We start from the raw sequence: 19,072 nt of genomic DNA, 5'->3' as shown, positions 1-19,072 counted from the left end.
GCGCAGAATAATTCAGTGAACAAGCGGGGTGACGTGTCCATACGTCACTCCGCTTTTTTACAACCTGCGATCGCCCTTTCAGGCTTTATTTACGGGAGGTCTTCTTGACTAAGCCAGCCATACTCGCCCTTGCTGATGGCAGCATTTTTCGCGGCGAAGCCATTGGAGCCGACGGTCAAACCGTTGGAGAGGTAGTGTTTAACACTGCCATGACCGGCTATCAGGAAATCCTTACCGATCCTTCCTACGCCCAGCAGATCGTTACCCTGACCTATCCGCACATCGGCAACACCGGTACTACACCGGAAGACGTCGAGTCTGATCGTGTCTGGTCGGCCGGTCTGGTGATTCGTGACCTGCCACTGGTTGCGAGCAACTGGCGTAACACGATGTCGCTGTCCGATTACCTGAAAGCCAACAACGTTGTGGCGATCGCTGGTATCGATACGCGCCGCCTCACGCGCATCCTGCGTGAAAAAGGTTCGCAGAACGGCTGCATCATGGTCGGTGACAATATCTCCGAAGAGGCGGCGATCGCCGCAGCGCAAGGTTTCCCTGGCCTGAAAGGCATGGACCTGGCGAAAGTTGTCAGCGTTAAAGAGAAGTATGAGTGGCGCTCCACTGTCTGGGACTTGAAAACCGACAGCCACGCGACCATCGAAGCCGCAGACCTGCCTTACCACGTGGTGGCCTACGACTACGGCGTCAAGTACAACATCCTGCGCATGCTGGTCGAGCGCGGTTGCCGCGTGACCGTAGTGCCAGCGCAGACCCCAGCCAGCGACGTACTCGCTCTGCAGCCAGACGGCGTGTTCCTGTCTAACGGCCCAGGCGATCCTGAGCCATGCGACTACGCCATCCAGGCCATCAAGGACGTACTGGAAACCGAGATTCCGGTATTCGGCATCTGCCTTGGTCACCAACTGCTGGCCCTGGCTTCCGGCGCCAAGACCCTGAAAATGGGCCACGGCCACCACGGTGCCAACCACCCTGTGCAGGACCTGGATACCGGCGTTGTGATGATCACCAGCCAGAACCACGGTTTTGCGGTAGATGAAGCGACCTTGCCGAGCAACGTTCGTGCGATTCACAAGTCGCTGTTCGACGGCTCCCTGCAAGGCATCGAGCGCACCGACAAGAGCGCGTTCAGCTTCCAGGGCCACCCTGAAGCAAGCCCGGGCCCGAACGACGTAGCGCCGCTGTTCGACCGTTTCATCAATGAGATGGCCAAGCGACGCTGAGTAAGTGGTCTGCGGGCGGCCCCGAGCATCGGTGGCCCCCGCAGGCTCTTCAAAGATTGTTCAAGACGGCTTGCCGACTGACCTGCGGATTTGAGTGACAAACCCATGCCAAAACGTACAGACATAAAAAGCATCCTGATTCTCGGCGCTGGCCCGATCGTGATCGGCCAGGCCTGCGAATTCGACTACTCCGGCGCCCAGGCCTGTAAAGCCCTGCGCGAAGAGGGCTACCGCGTCATCCTGGTGAACTCCAACCCGGCCACCATCATGACCGACCCGGCCATGGCCGACGCCACCTACATCGAGCCGATCAAGTGGCAGACCGTTGCCAAGATCATCGAGAAAGAGCGTCCGGACGCATTGCTGCCAACCATGGGCGGCCAGACTGCTCTGAACTGCGCCCTGGACCTGGAGCGCGAAGGCGTCCTGGAAAAGTTCGGCGTAGAGATGATCGGTGCCAACGCCGACACCATCGACAAGGCTGAAGACCGTTCGCGTTTCGACAAGGCCATGAAGTCCATCGGCCTGGCGTGCCCGCGTTCCGGTATCGCCCACAGCATGGAAGAAGCCAACGCGGTCCTCGAGACCCTGGGCTTCCCGTGCATTATCCGTCCGTCCTTCACCATGGGCGGCACCGGTGGCGGTATCGCTTACAACCGTGAAGAGTTCGAAGAAATCTGCGCCCGTGGCCTGGACCTGTCGCCGACCAAAGAGCTGCTGATCGACGAATCCCTGATCGGCTGGAAAGAGTACGAGATGGAGGTTGTCCGCGATAAGAAGGACAACTGCATCATCGTCTGCTCCATCGAAAACTTCGACCCGATGGGTGTGCACACTGGTGACTCCATCACCGTGGCTCCAGCGCAGACCCTGACTGACAAGGAATACCAGATCCTGCGTAACGCCTCCCTGGCGGTGCTGCGCGAGATCGGCGTGGAAACCGGCGGTTCCAACGTCCAGTTCGGTATTTGCCCGAACACCGGCCGTATGGTCGTGATCGAGATGAACCCACGGGTTTCCCGTTCGTCGGCCCTGGCTTCGAAAGCCACTGGCTTCCCGATCGCCAAGGTCGCAGCCAAGCTGGCGGTGGGTTACACCCTGGACGAGCTGTCGAACGACATCACCGGTGGCAAGACCCCGGCGTCCTTCGAGCCGTCCATCGACTACGTCGTCACCAAGCTGCCACGTTTTGCCTTCGAGAAATTCGCCAAGGCTGACGCCCGCCTGACCACTCAAATGAAGTCGGTGGGTGAAGTCATGGCCATCGGCCGTACCTTCCAGGAATCCCTGCAGAAAGCCCTGCGTGGCCTGGAAGTGGGCGTTTGCGGCCTGGACGAGAAACTCGACCTGGCCAACCCGGAAAGCATGAGCGTGCTCAAGCGCGAGCTGACCGTGCCGGGCGCCGAGCGTATCTGGTATGTCGCTGACGCCTTCCGTGCGGGCATGACCGTCGAAGACATCTTCGGCATGAACATGATCGATCCGTGGTTCCTGGTGCAGATCGAAGATCTGATCAAGGAAGAAGAGAAGGTCAAGACCCTGGGTCTGGCCAGCATCGACCGCGACATGATGTTCCGCCTCAAGCGCAAAGGCTTCTCCGACCAGCGTCTGGCCAAGTTGCTGGGTGTGACCGAGAAGAACCTGCGTACCCATCGCCACAAGCTGGAGATCTTCCCGGTCTACAAGCGCGTTGACACTTGCGCCGCCGAGTTCTCCACCGACACCGCCTACCTGTACTCCACCTACGAGGAAGAGTGCGAAGCAGCGCCGTCGGGTCGCGACAAGATCATGATCCTGGGTGGCGGTCCTAACCGTATCGGCCAAGGTATCGAGTTTGACTACTGCTGCGTACACGCCGCCCTCGCACTGCGCGAAGACGGGTACGAGACCATCATGGTCAACTGCAACCCGGAAACCGTTTCCACCGACTACGACACCTCCGATCGCCTGTACTTCGAGCCAGTGACCCTGGAAGACGTACTGGAAATCGTGCGCGTCGAGAAGCCAAAAGGCGTAATCGTCCAGTACGGCGGCCAAACTCCGCTGAAATTGGCTCGCGCCCTGGAAGCCGCTGGCGTGCCGATCATCGGCACCAGCCCTGACGCCATCGACCGTGCCGAAGACCGTGAGCGCTTCCAGCAGATGGTTGAGCGCCTGAACCTGCGTCAGCCGCCAAACGCCACCGTGCGCAGCGAAGACGAAGCCATCCGTGCAGCCAGCAAGATCGGCTACCCGCTGGTGGTGCGTCCGTCCTACGTACTGGGCGGTCGTGCGATGGAAATCGTCTACGAAGAAGAAGAGCTCAAGCGTTACCTGCGCGACGCGGTGAAAGTGTCCAACGACAGCCCGGTGCTGCTGGACCACTTCCTCAACTGCGCCATCGAGATGGACGTGGACGCAGTTTGTGACGGCACCGACGTGGTGATCGGCGCGATCATGCAGCATATCGAACAGGCGGGTGTTCACTCCGGTGACTCCGCGTGCTCGCTGCCACCGTACTCGCTGCCGGCGCACATCCAGGACGTGATGCGCGACCAGGTCAAGAAAATGGCCCTGGAATTGGGCGTGGTCGGCCTGATGAATGTACAGTTGGCGCTGCAAGGCGAAGACATCTACGTCATCGAAGTCAACCCACGTGCTTCGCGTACCGTGCCGTTTGTTTCCAAGTGCATCGGTGTGTCCCTGGCCATGATCGCTGCTCGCGTGATGGCCGGTAAGACCCTGAAGGAAATCGGCTTCACCAAGGAAATCATTCCTAACTTCTACAGCGTGAAAGAGGCGGTATTCCCATTCGCCAAATTCCCGGGTGTGGACCCGATCCTGGGCCCAGAGATGAAGTCCACCGGTGAAGTGATGGGGGTGGGTGATACCTTCGGTGAAGCGTTCGCCAAGGCCCAGATGGGCGCCAGCGAAGTGCTGCCGACTGGCGGCACGGCCTTCATCAGCGTGCGTGACGATGACAAGCCGCTGGTTGCAGGTGTGGCCCGTGATCTGATCAACTTGGGCTTCGAAGTCGTGGCCACCGCCGGGACCGCCAAGCTGATCGAAGCTGCCGGCCTGAAAGTGCGTCGCGTGAACAAGGTGACGGAAGGCCGTCCGCACGTGGTCGACATGATCAAGAATGACGAAGTCACTCTGATCATCAACACCACCGAAGGTCGCCAGTCGATCGCGGACTCGTACTCCATCCGTCGTAACGCCTTGCAGCACAAGATCTACTGCACCACCACCATTGCTGCTGGCGAAGCCATCTGCGAAGCGCTCAAGTTCGGTCCGGAAAAGACCGTGCGTCGCTTGCAGGATCTACACGCAGGATTGAAGGCATGACCAAATACCCAATGACCGTCCAGGGCTTCAAGGCCCTGGAAGAGGAGCACGCCCATCTGACCAAGGTCGTACGTCCAAAGCTGAGCCAGGACATCGGTACGGCCCGCGAGCTGGGTGACCTCAAGGAAAACGCCGAATACCACGCTGCTCGCGAGCAGCAAGGTATGGTCGAAGCGCGTATCCGTGACATCGAAGGCCGTCTGCAGAACTCGGTGGTCATCGACGTGACGACGATTCCGAAGACCGGTAAGGTGATTTTCGGTACGACCGTGGAAATCGCCAACGTTGAAACTGACGAAAGCGTGGTTTACCACATCGTGGGCGAAGACGAAGCTGACTTTAAACTCGGCAAAATCTCCGTCGGTTCGCCACTGGCCCGCGCCTTGATTGCCAAGGAAGAGGGTGATGTGGTGACCGTCAAGACGCCTGGCGGCGTGACCGAGTACGAGATTGTTGAAGTTCGTCACGTCTGAAAGGCGGCGCCCGCTTCGTGCGGGCGCCATGCTGTGGCAACTCACCCAGATGCTTTGGGTGGGTGGCCTATGGCTGCTGCATATTGGTGTTTTACCAGCGTTGGGCCTGATTGGCCTGGCGCCATTGCTGATCGATGAGATCGACGGACTACTGAGTGCGCTGCTGGTGGGTTTTGCGGCGGCGTGCGTGATTCTCCAGGCGCTGGTGCTGATCAAGGCTGAAGGCCTGGGGAGTTTGTGGCGGGATATTCGCGGCCAACTGCTGTTGATGGCGCTGTATGCATGTGCAATGTTTTGCGCGGTGCATGTATGGTTGCCGGAAGCGTTGCGCTGGCAGCTATTCAGCTATCTTGTGCTAGGGTTTTCCGGCCTGGTGCTGGTTATACAGCCGGCGCCCGGGTGGAGTGGCGGGGCACGCGAAGCGCGCCCGTGACCCTTTGAATCATTTGAAGCGATGAACGTTCGACAGTTGCTTGTTGACGCTGAAGTTCTTGCGATACAGCAGCGCCATCTTGCCGATGACCTGGACCAGGTCCGCTTTGCCAACCTTGCACAGTTCTGCAATGGCAGCCAGGCGCGCCTCGCGGTCGAGGATGTTGACCTTGATCTTGATCAGTTCGTGATCGTTCAGCGCGCGTTCGAATTCGGCTAACACACCTTCAGTCAAACCGTTGTCTGCCACAATCAGAACTGGTTTCAGATGGTGGCCAATGGATTTGTACTGTTTCTTCTGCTCTTGAGTGAGCGGCATAATCTGACCCCTGCGTCTGATCTTGTAAAAAGCGGCGGCCAGTTTACCCGAGGGAGTCCGGGACCGCCCAGTTAATCACGACCCGTTTTATTTTCGAGGTGGCCCGTGGCCCGTTCCAAAACTAGCCTTAAGTGGCTGCAAGAGCATTTCAACGATCCTTACGTCAAAAAGGCGCAGAAGGACGGTTACCGTTCCCGGGCCAGCTACAAGCTGCTGGAGCTCCAGGACAAGGACAAATTGTTTCGCCCCGGCATGAGCGTGATCGACCTGGGCGCCGCCCCGGGTGGCTGGTCCCAGGTGGCCAGTCGTCTGATTGGTGGGCAAGGCCGGTTGATTGCGTCCGACATCCTTGAGATGGACAGCATCCCTGACGTGACCTTCGTGCATGGCGACTTTACCCAGGACGCCGTATTGGCCGAGATCCTGGAAGCTGTGGGAAATTCGCAGGTAGACCTTGTGATTTCCGACATGGCCCCCAATATGAGTGGATTACCGGCTGTTGATATGCCGCGAGCCATGTTCCTGTGCGAGTTGGCACTGGATCTGGCCGGGCGGGTATTGCGCCCGGGTGGTGATTTTCTGGTCAAGGTCTTCCAGGGTGAAGGCTTCGACGAGTACCACAAGAACATCCGCAAGCTGTTTGACAAGGTACAGATGCGCAAGCCGGACTCTTCCCGGGACCGGTCTCGCGAGCAATACCTATTGGCGCGGGGGTTCCGTGGCATTGAAGGCGCCGCCAGCGATGAGCGTCTTTAAAGGTTTGAAGGGAGTCGATAGGTTTTTTTATATCGCTTTCGTCACGAAGCTTTACGAATATTGTGTAGTCAAAGTTTCACAAAGGGTTACAGACGGCGCCTGCCAGAGTTGTAGGTAATGTAGTAAGTTAGGCCGGTGAATATCATGCGAAGCGCGCGCCAGTAGCGGAGCTTGCTTCAGAGGGTAGTTAATTGAACGATATGGCAAAGAATCTGATCCTGTGGTTGATCATCGCGGCTGTCCTGGTGACGGTGATGAACAACTTCTCCAGCCCTAACGAGCCGCAGACCCTCAACTATTCCGACTTCATCCAGCAAGTTAAGGATGGCAAGGTCGAGCGCGTAGCGGTTGATGGCTACGTGATCACCGGCAAGCGCAACGATGGCGACAGCTTCAAGACCATTCGTCCGGCCATTCAGGACAACGGTCTGATCGGCGACCTGGTGGATAACCACGTGGTTGTCGAAGGCAAGCAGCCTGAGCAGCAAAGCATCTGGACCCAATTGCTGGTAGCCAGCTTCCCGATCCTGGTGATCATCGCCGTGTTCATGTTCTTCATGCGCCAGATGCAAGGTGGCGCGGGGGGCAAGGGCGGGCCGATGAGCTTCGGCAAGAGCAAGGCGCGCCTGCTGTCCGAAGACCAGGTGAAGACCACTCTGGCTGACGTCGCAGGTTGCGATGAAGCCAAGGAAGAAGTCGGCGAACTGGTTGAGTTCCTGCGTGATCCGGGCAAATTCCAGCGTCTGGGCGGCCGCATTCCTCGCGGTGTGCTGATGGTGGGCCCGCCAGGTACCGGTAAGACCCTGCTGGCCAAGGCCATTGCGGGCGAGGCCAAGGTGCCTTTCTTCACCATTTCCGGTTCTGACTTCGTCGAGATGTTCGTGGGTGTCGGTGCAAGCCGCGTTCGCGACATGTTCGAGCAGGCCAAGAAACACGCGCCGTGCATCATCTTCATCGATGAAATCGACGCCGTTGGTCGCCATCGTGGCGCCGGCATGGGCGGCGGTCATGACGAGCGTGAGCAAACCCTTAACCAGTTGCTGGTTGAGATGGACGGCTTTGAAATGAATGACGGCATCATCGTCATCGCTGCAACCAACCGTCCGGACGTATTGGACCCTGCGTTGCTGCGTCCAGGCCGCTTCGACCGTCAGGTTGTGGTGGGCTTGCCGGACATCCGTGGTCGTGAGCAGATCCTGAAAGTACACATGCGCAAAGTGCCGATGGGTGATGACGTGGCTCCGGCCGTGATCGCACGGGGTACTCCGGGCTTCTCCGGTGCCGACCTGGCCAACCTGGTCAACGAGGCTTCGTTGTTCGCTGCCCGTACCGGCAAGCGTATCGTCGAGATGAAAGAGTTCGAACTGGCGAAAGACAAGATCATGATGGGCGCCGAGCGCAAGTCCATGGTCATGTCCGAGAAAGAAAAGCAGAACACGGCTTACCACGAAGCCGGTCACGCCATTGTCGGTCGCGTCGTGCCTGAGCATGACCCGGTCTACAAAGTGTCGATCATTCCTCGTGGTCGGGCACTGGGTGTCACCATGTTCCTGCCGGAAGAGGATCGCTACAGCCTCTCCAAGCGGGCGCTGATCAGCCAGATCTGCTCGCTGTACGGTGGTCGTATTGCAGAAGAGATGACCTTGGGCTTCGACGGTGTCACTACCGGCGCTTCCAACGACATCATGCGTGCCAGCCAGATTGCCCGGAACATGGTCACCAAGTGGGGCCTGTCGGAAAAACTAGGCCCATTGATGTACGCCGAAGAAGAAGGCGAAGTGTTCCTGGGCCGTGGTGGTGGCGGTCAAAACGCCAGTTTCTCCGGCGAGACAGCCAAGCTGATTGACTCCGAAGTACGCAGCATCATTGACCAGTGCTACGGCACGGCCAAGCAGATCCTGACTGACAACCGCGACAAGCTGGATGCCATGGCGGATGCGCTGATGAAGTACGAGACCATTGATGCCGATCAGATCGACGACATCATGGCGGGGCGCGCACCTCGTGAGCCTCGCGATTGGGAAGGCGGTTCGGGCACTTCTGGCACCCCGCCAGTGGTTCAGAACGAACGCCCTGAAAACCCGATCGGCGGCCCGGCAGCTGACCACTAAGGCTTGAAATGACTTCTGTGTTGTCCTCCACCCGGTTGCCTTGCGGCAATCGGGTTCTTGATTTGGCCCATACGCATGTCATGGGCATTCTTAATGTAACCCCCGATTCCTTTTCCGATGGCGGCCGTTTCAGCCAGCTTGATGCAGCGTTGCGTCATGCCGAGGCGATGGTGGCGGCTGGCGCGACATTGATCGATGTCGGTGGTGAGTCGACTCGTCCCGGCGCCCGCGTGGTCTCTCCTTTGGAGGAGCTGGAGCGGGTGGCGCCTATCGTCGAGCGCATTGCTCGCGAGCTGGACGTGATCATTTCGGTTGATACTTCAACACCAGCCGTAATGCGCGAGGCTGCGCGCCTGGGTGCCGGGTTGATCAATGATGTGCGTTCCCTCCAGCGCGAGGGTGCCTTGGATGCAGCTGCGGCGACCGGGTTGCCGGTATGCCTGATGCACATGCTGGGCGAGCCCGGAAATATGCAAGACAGCCCGCACTATGATGACCTTGTGGGTGAGGTGAGTGGCTTTCTCGCGGAGCGGGTCGAGCAGTGCGCTGCGGTCGGAATTCCTGCGGAAAAGATCATCCTTGATCCGGGATTTGGTTTCGCCAAGACCCTGCAACACAATTTAAGCCTGTTCAAGCATATGGATTCCTTGCATGCCCTTGGTCGGCCCTTGTTGGTCGGTGTTTCGCGCAAGAGCATGATAGGGCTGGCCTTGAACCGTCCGGTGGGTGAGCGACTGTATGGCGGCCTTGCGCTGGCGGCGCTGGCGGTGACCAAGGGCGCGCGTATCTTGCGTGTGCATGATGTCGCGGAGACTGTGGACGTGGTGCGTATGATTGCCGCTGTAGAATCAGCCGAATAAGAATGATGGAGCACTTATGACTAAAAAATACTTTGGCACCGACGGTATCCGTGGTCGGGTCGGCGAGTTTCCTATTACTCCAGATTTCATGCTCAAGCTGGGTTGGGCGGCAGGCATGGCGTTCCGAAGCATGGGTGCATGCCGTATCCTGGTGGGCAAGGACACCCGTATTTCGGGGTACATGTTTGAATCTGCGCTGGAGGCCGGTTTGTCCGCTGCCGGTGCTGATGTAATGCTGCTTGGCCCAATGCCAACGCCGGCGATCGCTTACCTGACGCGTACCTTTCATGCTGAAGCCGGTATCGTAATCAGTGCCTCGCACAACCCTCATGATGACAATGGCATCAAGTTCTTCTCGGGCCAGGGCACCAAGCTGCCGGACGAGATCGAGTTGATGATCGAAGAGTTGCTGGATGCGCCAATGACGGTGGTGGACTCCAGCAAGCTGGGCAAGGTGTCGCGCATCAATGACGCTTCCGGCCGCTACATCGAGTTCTGCAAGAGCAGCGTGCCGACCAGCACCAATTTTGCCGGTCTGAAAATTGTTGTCGATTGCGCTCACGGCGCCACCTACAAGGTTGCGCCGAGTGTGTTCAAGGAGCTGGGCGCCGATGTGACGGTGCTGTCGGCTCAGCCGAATGGTTTGAACATCAACGAAAACTGTGGCTCCACCCATACAGAGCAACTGCAGGCGGCCGTGCTGGCTGAGCATGCGGACCTTGGTATTGCCTTCGATGGTGATGGCGATCGCGTGCTGATGGTTGATCACACCGGTGCTGTGGTCGATGGTGATGAGCTGTTGTTCATCATTGCCCGCGACCTGCATGAGCGTGGCAAGCTGCAAGGCGGTGTCGTGGGTACGCTGATGAGCAATCTTGGGCTGGAACTGGCCCTGGCGGATTTAGGTATTCCTTTCGTTCGCGCGAATGTGGGCGACCGTTATGTGATCGCAGAACTGTTGGAGCGCAACTGGCAGGTGGGGGGTGAAAACTCCGGGCACGTCGTGTGCTTCCATCACACCACAACGGGCGATGCCATTATTGCCGCGCTGCAGGTGCTGTTGTCCTTGCGTCGTCGTGAAGAAAGCCTTGCCCAGGCCCGTCAGGCGCTGCGCAAGTGTCCTCAAGTGCTGCTCAATGTGCGCTTTGCGGGCGGTGAAAATCCGATCGAGCATCCGGCTGTCAAAGAGGCCTGCGAGCGCGTGACCCTGGCAATGGCGGGGCGTGGGCGGGTGCTGTTGCGCAAGTCCGGCACAGAGCCTTTGGTGCGTGTCATGGTCGAAGGTGATGACGAAATACAGGTTCGCGGCCATGCCGAAGACCTGGCAAAACTGGTAACTGAAGTTTGCGCCTGAATTCGGCTTGCCAGTGATGATGTGGTTGGGTAACATCTGCGCCCACTTTGACCGACGAGGTACAGCATGCGTCGCACTATGGTAGCTGGTAACTGGAAGATGCACGGTACCCGCGCCAGTGTCGCTGAGCTGATCAACGGCCTTCGTCACTTGGCCTTGCCAAGCGGTGTTGATGTCGCGGTTTTTCCACCTTGCTTGCATATCAACCAAGTGGTTGATGGCTTGAAAGGCAAGTCGATCCAGGTCGGCGCGCAGAACTCTGCGGTGGAGCCGATGCAAGGTGCGTTGACTGGTGAAATTTCGCCGAGTCAGCTGGTTGATGCGGGTTGTTCCTATGTGCTCGTTGGGCACTCCGAGCGCCGTCAGATGATGGGCGAGCGTGATGGGACACTCAATCGCAAGTTCGCAGCGGCACAGGCTTGTGGCTTGATTCCAGTGTTGTGCGTAGGGGAGACCCTTGCAGAGCGCGAATCGGGCAAGACTCTTGAAGTTGTCTCGCGTCAGCTGGGCAGCATCATCGAGGAGCTGGGTGTTGGTGCGTTTGCAAAGGCAGTAATCGCTTACGAGCCGGTCTGGGCCATTGGTACCGGGCTGACTGCTACACCGCAACAGGCGCAGGATGTGCATGCAGCCATCCGCGCACAGTTGGCGGCAGAGAATTCTGAGGTCGCGCAAGGTGTGCGGCTTCTATACGGCGGCAGCGTGAAGGCGGCCAATGCGGTCGAACTGTTCGGCATGCCGGATATCGATGGGGGGCTCATTGGTGGAGCTTCCCTGAATGCAGATGAGTTCGGTGCGATCTGTCGCGCCGCGGGAAACTGAAAAAATGCTGGAAACAGTCGTAGTCGTTTTTCATCTGTTGGCTGCCCTGGGCGTAGTTGCCCTGGTTTTGTTGCAACAGGGTAAAGGTGCGGATGCTGGTGCGTCTTTCGGTGCAGGTGCTTCAAATACTGTGTTCGGAAGCCAAGGTTCCTCTACCTTTCTTAGTAAGTTTACTGCTATACTTGCCGCAGGTTTCTTCATAACCAGCTTAGGGTTAGGTTACTTTGCTAAAGAGAAAGCTCATGTGCTGACTCAAGTAGGTTTGCCAAACCCAGCAGTGTTGGAAGTGCCAAAAGCAAAACCGGCTTCTGATGATGTCCCGGTGCTTCAAGAGCAAAAGTCGGCTACTCCAGCGACTGACGTACCTCCAGCTCAAGAGCAAAAGTAAGAAGGGTTGTAAACGCTGTATTGCCGAGGTGGTGGAATTGGTAGACACGCAACCTTGAGGTGGTTGTGCCCATAGGGTGTAGGGGTTCGAGTCCCCTTCTCGGTACCAATTATCAGGAGAGCCCGCAGTTGCGGGCTTTCTTGTAGGTGGAAGGTTACATTGACCCTGTAAGGGATCGGTCGTATACTTCCGCCCCAGCTTTGTCGCGGGGTGGAGCAGTCTGGTAGCTCGTCGGGCTCATAACCCGAAGGTCGTCGGTTCAAATCCGGCCCCCGCAACCAGTTTTAGCGGAGCCCCTTTTAAGGGGCTTTTTGTTAGCTGGACACTTTCAACGCCGTTGTTCGACGGCGTTTCAAGGATGGGCGTTTCGCCCATTTTTTTATTTTGCACAGCATGCACATACATGCACGAGGGGGTTCAGGTGTCGAGCAAGCTAGAAGAGTTGCAGGCCTTGTTGGCCCCGGTGGTCGTGGCCCTAGGCTATGAATGCTGGGGTATTGAGTTTTCGGCTCAAGGTCGCCACTCAATGTTGCGCGTTTATATCGATAAAGAGGGCGGCGTGCTGGTGGACGATTGTGCCATTGTCAGCCGTCAGATCAGCGGTGTCCTGGATGTTGAAGATCCAATTTCCGTTGAATACACCCTCGAAGTTTCCTCGCCAGGCATGGAACGCCCACTGTTCACTATTGATCAGTTTGCAAAATTTGCCGGTGAACAAGTGAAGATCAGGCTGCGATCTCCCTTTGAAGGGCGACGCAACTTTCAGGGCCTTCTGCGCGGTGTAGAAGAACAGGATGTCGTGGTGCAGGTAGACGACCATGAGTTCCTGTTGCCGATCGATATGATCGACAAGGCCAACATTATTCCCAGTTTTGACTGAGACGCGGATCCCGCGGATCCAATGGCTTGCGAAAGGCGAGGCGTACGATGAGCAAAGAAGTACTGCTGGTTGTTGAGTCGGTATCCAATGAAAAGGGCGTACCGGCAAACGTGATTTTTGAAGCGCTGGAGCTGGCTCTGGCCACTGCTACCAAAAAGCGTTTTGAAGACGAAGTTGATCTGCGTGTGGAAATCAACCGCCACACCGGTGCCTATGAGACTTTCCGTCGCTGGACGGTCGTCGAAGAAGCCGATCTTGATGATCCGGCCATCGAAACCTGGCCGAGCAAGGTTGCGCAAACGCACCCTGGCGCCAAGGTCGGTGATGTCGTTGAAGAAAAGATCGAATCGATCGAATTCGGCCGTATTGCTGCACAGACCGCCAAGCAGGTCATTGTGCAGAAGGTTCGCGAAGCCGAGCGCGCTCAAGTCGTTGACGCCTATCGCGAGCGCCTGGGTGAAATCATCTCCGGCACCGTGAAAAAAGTCACCCGCGACAACGTGATCGTCGACCTGGGCAACAACGCCGAAGCGTTGCTGGCCCGCGAGGACATCATCTCCCGCGAAACCTTCCGTGTCGGCGTGCGTCTGCGTGCGCTGCTCAAGGAAATCCGCACCGAAAACCGTGGCCCTCAGTTGATCCTGTCGCGTACCGCGCCGGAAATGCTGATCGAGCTGTTCCGTATCGAAGTGCCGGAAATCGCCGAAGGCCTGATCGAAGTCATGGCTGCGTCCCGCGACCCGGGTTCGCGCGCCAAGATCGCGGTCCGCTCCAAGGACAAACGCATCGACCCGCAAGGCGCCTGCATCGGTATGCGCGGTTCGCGCGTCCAGGCAGTGTCGGGCGAATTGGGCGGTGAGCGTGTGGACATCGTCCTGTGGGACGACAACCCGGCGCAGTTCGTGATCAACGCCATGTCGCCCGCTGAAGTGGCGGCAATTATCGTTGACGAAGATGCCCATGCCATGGACATCGCCGTTGGCGCAGACAATCTGGCTCAGGCCATTGGTCGTGGTGGTCAGAACGTGCGTCTGGCCAGCCAACTGACCGGCTGGACCCTGAACGTGATGACCGAATCGGACATCCAGGCTAAGCAGCAAGCTGAAACCGGTGACATCCTGCGCAACTTCATCGACGAGCTGGAAGTCGACGAAGAGCTGGCACAGGTGCTGGTAGATGAAGGCTTCACCAGCCTGGAAGAGATTGCCTACGTACCGTTGGAAGAAATGCTCAACATCGACGGCTTTGACGAAGACATCGTCAACGAGCTTCGCGCTCGGGCCAAGGATCGTTTGTTGACTAAAGCCATCGCTACTGAGGAAAAGCTGGCAGACGCCCATCCGGCCGAAGACCTGCTCTCGCTTGAGGGTATGGACAAGGATTTGGCGATGGAACTGGCGGTGCGCGGCGTAATTACCCGCGAAGACCTGGCCGAGCAGTCTATTGACGATCTGCTCGACATCGACGGCATTGACGATGATCGTGCCGGCAAGTTGATCATGGCCGCCCGAGCCCATTGGTTCGAGTAACTAGGCGCGGCCTGAGGAGAGAAGTGCATGACGCAAGTCACGGTGAAACAACTGGCCGATGAGGTCAAAACACCGGTAGAGCGCCTGTTGCAGCAGATGCGTGAGGCAGGTCTGCCGCACACCGCCGCCGATGAAGGTGTGAGCGACAGTGAGAAGCAGTCTTTGCTGACTCACTTGAAGAGCAGCCACAAGGCGAAAGTGGAAGAACCGCGCAAGATTACATTGCAGCGCAAAACCACCAGCACCCTGCGTGTCGCTGGTAGCAAGAGCATCAGTGTTGAAGTACGCAAGAAGAAAGTCTTCGTACAACGCAGCCCGGAAGAAATCGAAGCCGAGCGCAAACGCGAACTGGAAGAACGTCGCGCAGTAGAAAATGCTGCTCGTCAGAAGGCTGAAGAAGAAGCCAAGCGTCGCGCCGAAGAAGAAGCGCGTCGCCAGCCTGCTGCTGCGCAACCTGCTGCCACTGAAGCGGTCGCCGCGCCTAGCGCGCCAGTAGAAGCTGTACGTGAGGCCGCTCCGGTTGCCCCTGCGCCAGCCCCTGCTGCCGACGCTCGCAAACGCGACGAACCTCGTCGTCCGGACAAGCCACGTGCTGACGATAACAATCGTCGCGGTGGTGGTGGCGATGGCGAGCGCAAAAACGCTCCGCATCGTGCTTCGGTCAAAGAGAAAGCGCCTGCTCCACGCGTTGCCCCACGTACTACCGACGAAGAAAGCGATGGCTTCCGTCGTGGTGGTCGCGGCAAGGCCAAGCTGAAAAAACGCAACGCCCACGGTTTCCAGAGCCCAACCGGTCCTGTCGTGCGTGAAGTGAAGATCGGCGAGACCATCACTGTTGGCGACCTCGCTCAGCAGATGTCGGTCAAGGCTGCTGAAATCATCAAGTTCATGTTCAAGCTGGGCACCCCGGCCACCATCAACCAGGTACTGGATCAGGAAACTGCTCAACTGGTTGCTGAAGAGCTGGGCCACAAAGTGACCCTGGTCAGCGACACCGCCCTGGAAGATTCCCTGGCCGAGTCCCTGAAGTTTGAAGGTGAAGCAGTATCTCGTGCGCCAGTCGTGACCGTAATGGGCCACGTTGACCACGGTAAGACTTCCCTGCTCGACTACATCCGTCGTGCCAAGGTTGCTGCTGGCGAAGCCGGTGGTATCACCCAGCACATCGGCGCATACCACGTTGAAACCGACCGTGGCATGGTGACGTTCCTCGATACCCCAGGCCACGCCGCGTTTACCGCAATGCGTGCCCGTGGTGCCAAGGCGACCGACATCGTGATCCTGGTGGTTGCGGCGGACGACGGCGTAATGCCACAAACCATCGAGGCTGTTCAGCACGCTCAGGCGGCTGGCGTTCCTCTGGTGGTTGCAGTGAACAAAATCGACAAGCCGGGCGCCGATCTCGATCGCATCCGTAGCGAACTGTCGGTTCACGGCGTGACTTCCGAAGAGTGGGGTGGCGACACTCCATTCGTACCGGTCTCTGCGAAGATGGGTACCGGCGTTGACGAACTGCTCGAAGCCGTTCTGTTGCAAGCCGAAGTGCTGGAACTGACCGCTACGCCATCGGCTCCTGGCCGTGGTGTCGTGGTTGAATCGCGCCTCGACAAGGGCCGTGGCCCGGTTGCAACCGTCCTGGTTCAAGACGGTACCCTGCGCCAAGGCGACATGGTCCTGGTCGGTTCGAACTACGGCCGTGTACGTGCCATGCTCGACGAGAACGGCAAGCCAATCAAGGAAGCAGGTCCTGCTATCCCAGTCGAGATCCTCGGCCTGGACGGTACTCCGGACGCTGGTGACGAGATGAGCGTGGTAGCCGACGAGAAGAAAGCCCGTGAAGTGGCTCTGTTCCGTCAAGGCAAGTTCCGCGAAGTCAAGCTGGCCCGTGCTCACGCCGGCAAGCTGGAAAACATCTTTGAGAACATGGGCCAGGAAGAGAAGAAGACGCTTAACATCGTCCTCAAATCTGACGTACGTGGTTCCCTCGAAGCGTTGAACGGCGCCCTGAACGGCCTGGGTAACGACGAAGTGCAAGTGCGCGTTGTCGGTGGCGGTGTCGGTGGTATCACCGAGTCCGACGCCAACCTGGCACTGGCTTCCAACGCTGTACTGTTCGGCTTCAACGTGCGTGCCGATGCCGGCGCTCGCAAGATCGTCGAGCAGGAAGGCCTGGACATGCGTTACTACAACGTCATCTACGACATCATCGAAGACGTCAAGAAAGCCCTCACCGGCATGCTTGGCAGCGACGTCCGGGAGAACATCCTGGGTATCGCCGAAGTTCGTGACGTGTTCCGCTCGCCGAAATTCGGCGCGATCGCCGGTTGCATGGTGGTTGAAGGCACCGTGTACCGTAACCGTCCAATCCGTGTACTGCGTGAAGACATCGTTATCTTCGAAGGCGAGCTGGAATCCCTGCGCCGCTTCAAGGATGACGCTTCCGAAGTACGTGCCGGCATGGAATGCGGTATCGGCGTCAAGAGCTACAACGACGTCAAGGTTGGCGACAAGATCGAAGTCTTCGAGAAGGTTCAGGTTGCTCGCAGCCTCTAACTCGCGCACTTCCGGAGCCACGCGGCGTGTGGGCATGCAAATGCCCCGCGCAGCGTACGGACTCTAAACGCAACGCCCGGTCTGGCTTTTGTCAGGCCGGGCGTTTGCCGCTTTCAGACCCCACGGGTTTCACCGTGTGGCAGTAACAGGTAACAAGACATGGCAAAAGAATACAGCCGTACCCAGCGTATCGGCGATCAGATGCAGCGTGAGCTGGCCCAACTGATCCGTCGCGAAGTCAAAGACCCCCGTGTTGGCCTGGTCACCATCACCGCCGTTGAAGTGAGCCGTGACGTGGGTCACGCCAAGATCTTCATCACCGTGATGGGCCAGGACAGCAGCGAAGAAATCGCGCAAAGCATCAAGGTGCTCAACTCTGCCGCAGGTTTCCTGCGTATGCAGTTGGCCCGCGAAATGAAGCTGCGCAGTGTTCCCCAGTTGCACTTCCACTACGACGAAAGCGTCGTGCGTGGCGCGCACCTGTCGGCACTGATCGAGCGCGCCGTGGCTGAAGACAGCCAGCACCCGTCCACACCTGAAGACGCCAAGGAGTAAGCGGTGGCTCAGGTCAAACGTATCCGTCGCAACGTCAGCGGCATCATTCTGCTCGACAAGCCCATTGGCTTCACCTCCAATGCCGCGTTGCAGAAGGTTCGCTGGCTGCTCAATGCCGAAAAGGCCGGGCACACCGGCAGCCTCGACCCGCTGGCCACCGGCGTGTTGCCGTTGTGCTTTGGCGAGGCCACCAAGTTCTCGCAATACCTGCTCGATTCCGACAAGGGTTACGAAACCCTGATGCAACTGGGCAAGACCACCACCACGGCCGATGCCGAGGGTGATGTGCTGCAGGTTCGCGACGTGACCGTTGGTCGCTCTGATATCGAGGCTGCGTTACCCGGTTTTCGTGGGCAAATCAGTCAGATACCGCCGATGTACTCGGCTCTCAAGCGTGATGGGCAACCCCTTTACAAGCTGGCACGTGCGGGCGAAGTAGTGGAGCGCGAAGCGCGTTCTGTTACTATTGCGCGCTTGGAATTGCTCGCCTGTGAAGGCGATACCGCGCGCCTGGCCGTGGACTGCAGCAAAGGCACTTATATCCGTACCCTGGTGGAAGATATTGGTGAACATCTTGGTTGCGGTGCGTACGTTGCAGAGCTGCGACGCACACAAGCTGGCCCTTTCACCCTGGCCCAGACGGTCACGCTGGAAGAGTTGGAAGCGGTACACGCCGAAGGCGGCAACGAAGCGGTTGATCGCTTCCTGATGCCATCGGACAGCGGTTTGCTGGATTGGCCATTGCTGCACTTCTCGGAGCACAGCGCGTTCTACTGGCTCAACGGCCAGCCGGTACGTGCCCCGGATGCTCCGAAGTTCGGCATGGTGCGGGTACAGGATCATAACGGTCGCTTCATCGGTATCGGTGAAGTGAGCGAAGACGGGCGCATCGCGCCACGTCGACTGATTCGGTCAGAATGACCGAACGAGTGTGGCTGTTAACAGGCACGGTCAACACTCATTTTTAGATACAGGGATTTGTCCCTGGCCTGTTGAAACTGCCCTTTGGGTGGTTTCCTGAAAAAGGATTGCCTCATGGCTCTCGACGTTCAAGAAAAAGCACAAATCGTTGCTGACTATCAGCAAGCTGTTGGTGACACTGGTTCGCCAGAAGTGCAAGTTGCACTGCTGACCCACAACATCAACAAGCTGCAAGGTCACTTCAAGGCCAACGGTAAAGATCACCACTCCCGTCGTGGTCTGATCCGCATGGTAAACCAGCGCCGTAAGCTGCTGGACTACCTGAAAGGCAAGGATCTGGGTCGTTATCAGACTCTGATCGGTCGCCTGGGTCTGCGTCGCTAATAAGCGATTGCGCTAGAGGTTGGTTGTCTACCGTGTGTCAGTGGGATTCCCGCTGGCTCATGGTAGGCTCCCAGCCTCAAGTTTTATCTGGATACACGTTTTACCCCTGGACCTGGTTCGGGCCGATTCCCGACATTGCCCAAGAATTTCGCAAGAAGACAAGTTCC

At 58.2% G+C, this 19,072-nt stretch carries 17 protein-coding genes and 2 tRNA genes; 18 read left to right on the top strand and 1 reads right to left on the bottom strand.

The features are described from left to right. Positions 1-104 precede the first annotated feature (104 nt). The 4 genes from carA to HX792_RS24075 all read left to right on the top strand — a co-directional run bounded on the left by carA (position 105) and on the right by HX792_RS24075 (position 5,474). Entirely contained in the window at positions 105-1,241 is a 1,137-nt protein-coding gene (gene carA, locus HX792_RS24090; protein WP_038843802.1) for a glutamine-hydrolyzing carbamoyl-phosphate synthase small subunit, read from the top strand. 105 nt (positions 1,242-1,346) lie between these two features. Then, positions 1,347-4,568 (top strand): carbamoyl-phosphate synthase large subunit, encoded by a 3,222-nt coding sequence (carB, locus tag HX792_RS24085; RefSeq protein ID WP_176998429.1) that lies wholly within the window; start codon positions 1,347-1,349, stop codon positions 4,566-4,568. Continuing rightward, on the top strand, positions 4,565-5,041 hold the full coding sequence (gene greA, locus HX792_RS24080) for a transcription elongation factor GreA (RefSeq protein ID WP_017139258.1): 477 nt from the start codon (positions 4,565-4,567) through the stop codon (positions 5,039-5,041). The genes carB and greA overlap by 4 nt, the downstream gene beginning before the upstream one ends. Before the next feature lie 28 nt (positions 5,042-5,069). Next, complete coding sequence (locus HX792_RS24075; RefSeq protein WP_176998428.1) at positions 5,070-5,474, top strand: MFS transporter; 405 nt, start codon at positions 5,070-5,072, stop codon at positions 5,472-5,474. A gap of 9 nt (positions 5,475-5,483) precedes the next feature. Here the strand turns inward: HX792_RS24075 and HX792_RS24070 are convergent, their stop codons facing one another. After that, the gene (locus tag HX792_RS24070; RefSeq protein WP_010206607.1) at positions 5,484-5,792 is read right to left on the bottom strand and encodes a YhbY family RNA-binding protein; all 309 of its coding nucleotides are present in this window, start codon (positions 5,790-5,792) and stop codon (positions 5,484-5,486) included. 105 nt (positions 5,793-5,897) lie between these two features. On the opposite strand from HX792_RS24070, the gene rlmE reads away from it, so the two are divergent. From rlmE to rpsO, 14 genes are all read left to right on the top strand, one after another. Next, positions 5,898-6,548 (top strand): 23S rRNA (uridine(2552)-2'-O)-methyltransferase RlmE, encoded by a 651-nt coding sequence (gene rlmE, locus HX792_RS24065; RefSeq protein ID WP_010206606.1) that lies wholly within the window; start codon positions 5,898-5,900, stop codon positions 6,546-6,548. A gap of 200 nt (positions 6,549-6,748) precedes the next feature. Continuing rightward, on the top strand, positions 6,749-8,659 hold the full coding sequence (gene ftsH, locus HX792_RS24060) for an ATP-dependent zinc metalloprotease FtsH (protein ID WP_176998427.1): 1,911 nt from the start codon (positions 6,749-6,751) through the stop codon (positions 8,657-8,659). A gap of 8 nt (positions 8,660-8,667) precedes the next feature. Further along, positions 8,668-9,519 (top strand): dihydropteroate synthase, encoded by an 852-nt coding sequence (gene folP / locus HX792_RS24055; RefSeq protein ID WP_176998426.1) that lies wholly within the window; start codon positions 8,668-8,670, stop codon positions 9,517-9,519. Positions 9,520-9,535: 16 nt separating this feature from the next. Next, positions 9,536-10,873 (top strand): phosphoglucosamine mutase, encoded by a 1,338-nt coding sequence (glmM, locus tag HX792_RS24050; RefSeq protein WP_176998425.1) that lies wholly within the window; start codon positions 9,536-9,538, stop codon positions 10,871-10,873. Between the two features lie 66 nt (positions 10,874-10,939). After that, entirely contained in the window at positions 10,940-11,695 is a 756-nt protein-coding gene (gene tpiA / locus HX792_RS24045) for a triose-phosphate isomerase (protein ID WP_016973764.1), read from the top strand. Between the two features lie 4 nt (positions 11,696-11,699). Continuing rightward, a complete protein-coding gene (gene secG, locus HX792_RS24040; RefSeq protein ID WP_010206600.1) occupies positions 11,700-12,083 on the top strand; it encodes a preprotein translocase subunit SecG in 384 nt (127 codons plus the stop codon). Between the two features lie 22 nt (positions 12,084-12,105). Beyond that, a tRNA-Leu gene (locus HX792_RS24035) sits at positions 12,106-12,191 on the top strand. A gap of 96 nt (positions 12,192-12,287) precedes the next feature. After that, positions 12,288-12,364 (top strand) — tRNA-Met (locus HX792_RS24030). A 140-nt stretch (positions 12,365-12,504) separates the two neighbouring features. Next, positions 12,505-12,963: a ribosome maturation factor RimP gene (gene rimP, locus HX792_RS24025; RefSeq protein ID WP_176998424.1), complete on the top strand. Its 459-nt coding sequence runs from the start codon at positions 12,505-12,507 to the stop codon at positions 12,961-12,963. Positions 12,964-13,010: 47 nt separating this feature from the next. Continuing rightward, a complete protein-coding gene (gene nusA / locus HX792_RS24020) occupies positions 13,011-14,492 on the top strand; it encodes a transcription termination factor NusA (protein WP_176998423.1) in 1,482 nt (493 codons plus the stop codon). A gap of 27 nt (positions 14,493-14,519) precedes the next feature. Further along, positions 14,520-17,045, top strand: coding sequence for a translation initiation factor IF-2 (gene infB / locus HX792_RS24015; protein ID WP_176998422.1), 2,526 nt, complete (start codon positions 14,520-14,522; stop codon positions 17,043-17,045). Between the two features lie 159 nt (positions 17,046-17,204). Further along, the gene (rbfA, locus tag HX792_RS24010) at positions 17,205-17,600 is read left to right on the top strand and encodes a 30S ribosome-binding factor RbfA (protein ID WP_016973761.1); all 396 of its coding nucleotides are present in this window, start codon (positions 17,205-17,207) and stop codon (positions 17,598-17,600) included. 3 nt (positions 17,601-17,603) lie between these two features. Next, on the top strand, positions 17,604-18,521 hold the full coding sequence (truB, locus tag HX792_RS24005) for a tRNA pseudouridine(55) synthase TruB (RefSeq protein ID WP_176998421.1): 918 nt from the start codon (positions 17,604-17,606) through the stop codon (positions 18,519-18,521). Between the two features lie 114 nt (positions 18,522-18,635). After that, positions 18,636-18,905 carry a 30S ribosomal protein S15 gene (gene rpsO, locus HX792_RS24000; RefSeq protein WP_003177875.1) on the top strand — a complete coding sequence of 90 codons (270 nt, stop codon included), beginning with the start codon at positions 18,636-18,638 and terminating at the stop codon, positions 18,903-18,905. Positions 18,906-19,072: the final 167 nt, after the last annotated feature.

The sequence above is a fragment of the Pseudomonas sp. B6002 genome (genome assembly GCF_013385985.1).
GTDB lineage: Bacteria > Pseudomonadota > Gammaproteobacteria > Pseudomonadales > Pseudomonadaceae > Aquipseudomonas.
The sequence above is the reverse complement of the archived record's forward strand: the minus strand, read 5'-3'. Positions and strand labels throughout refer to the sequence as shown.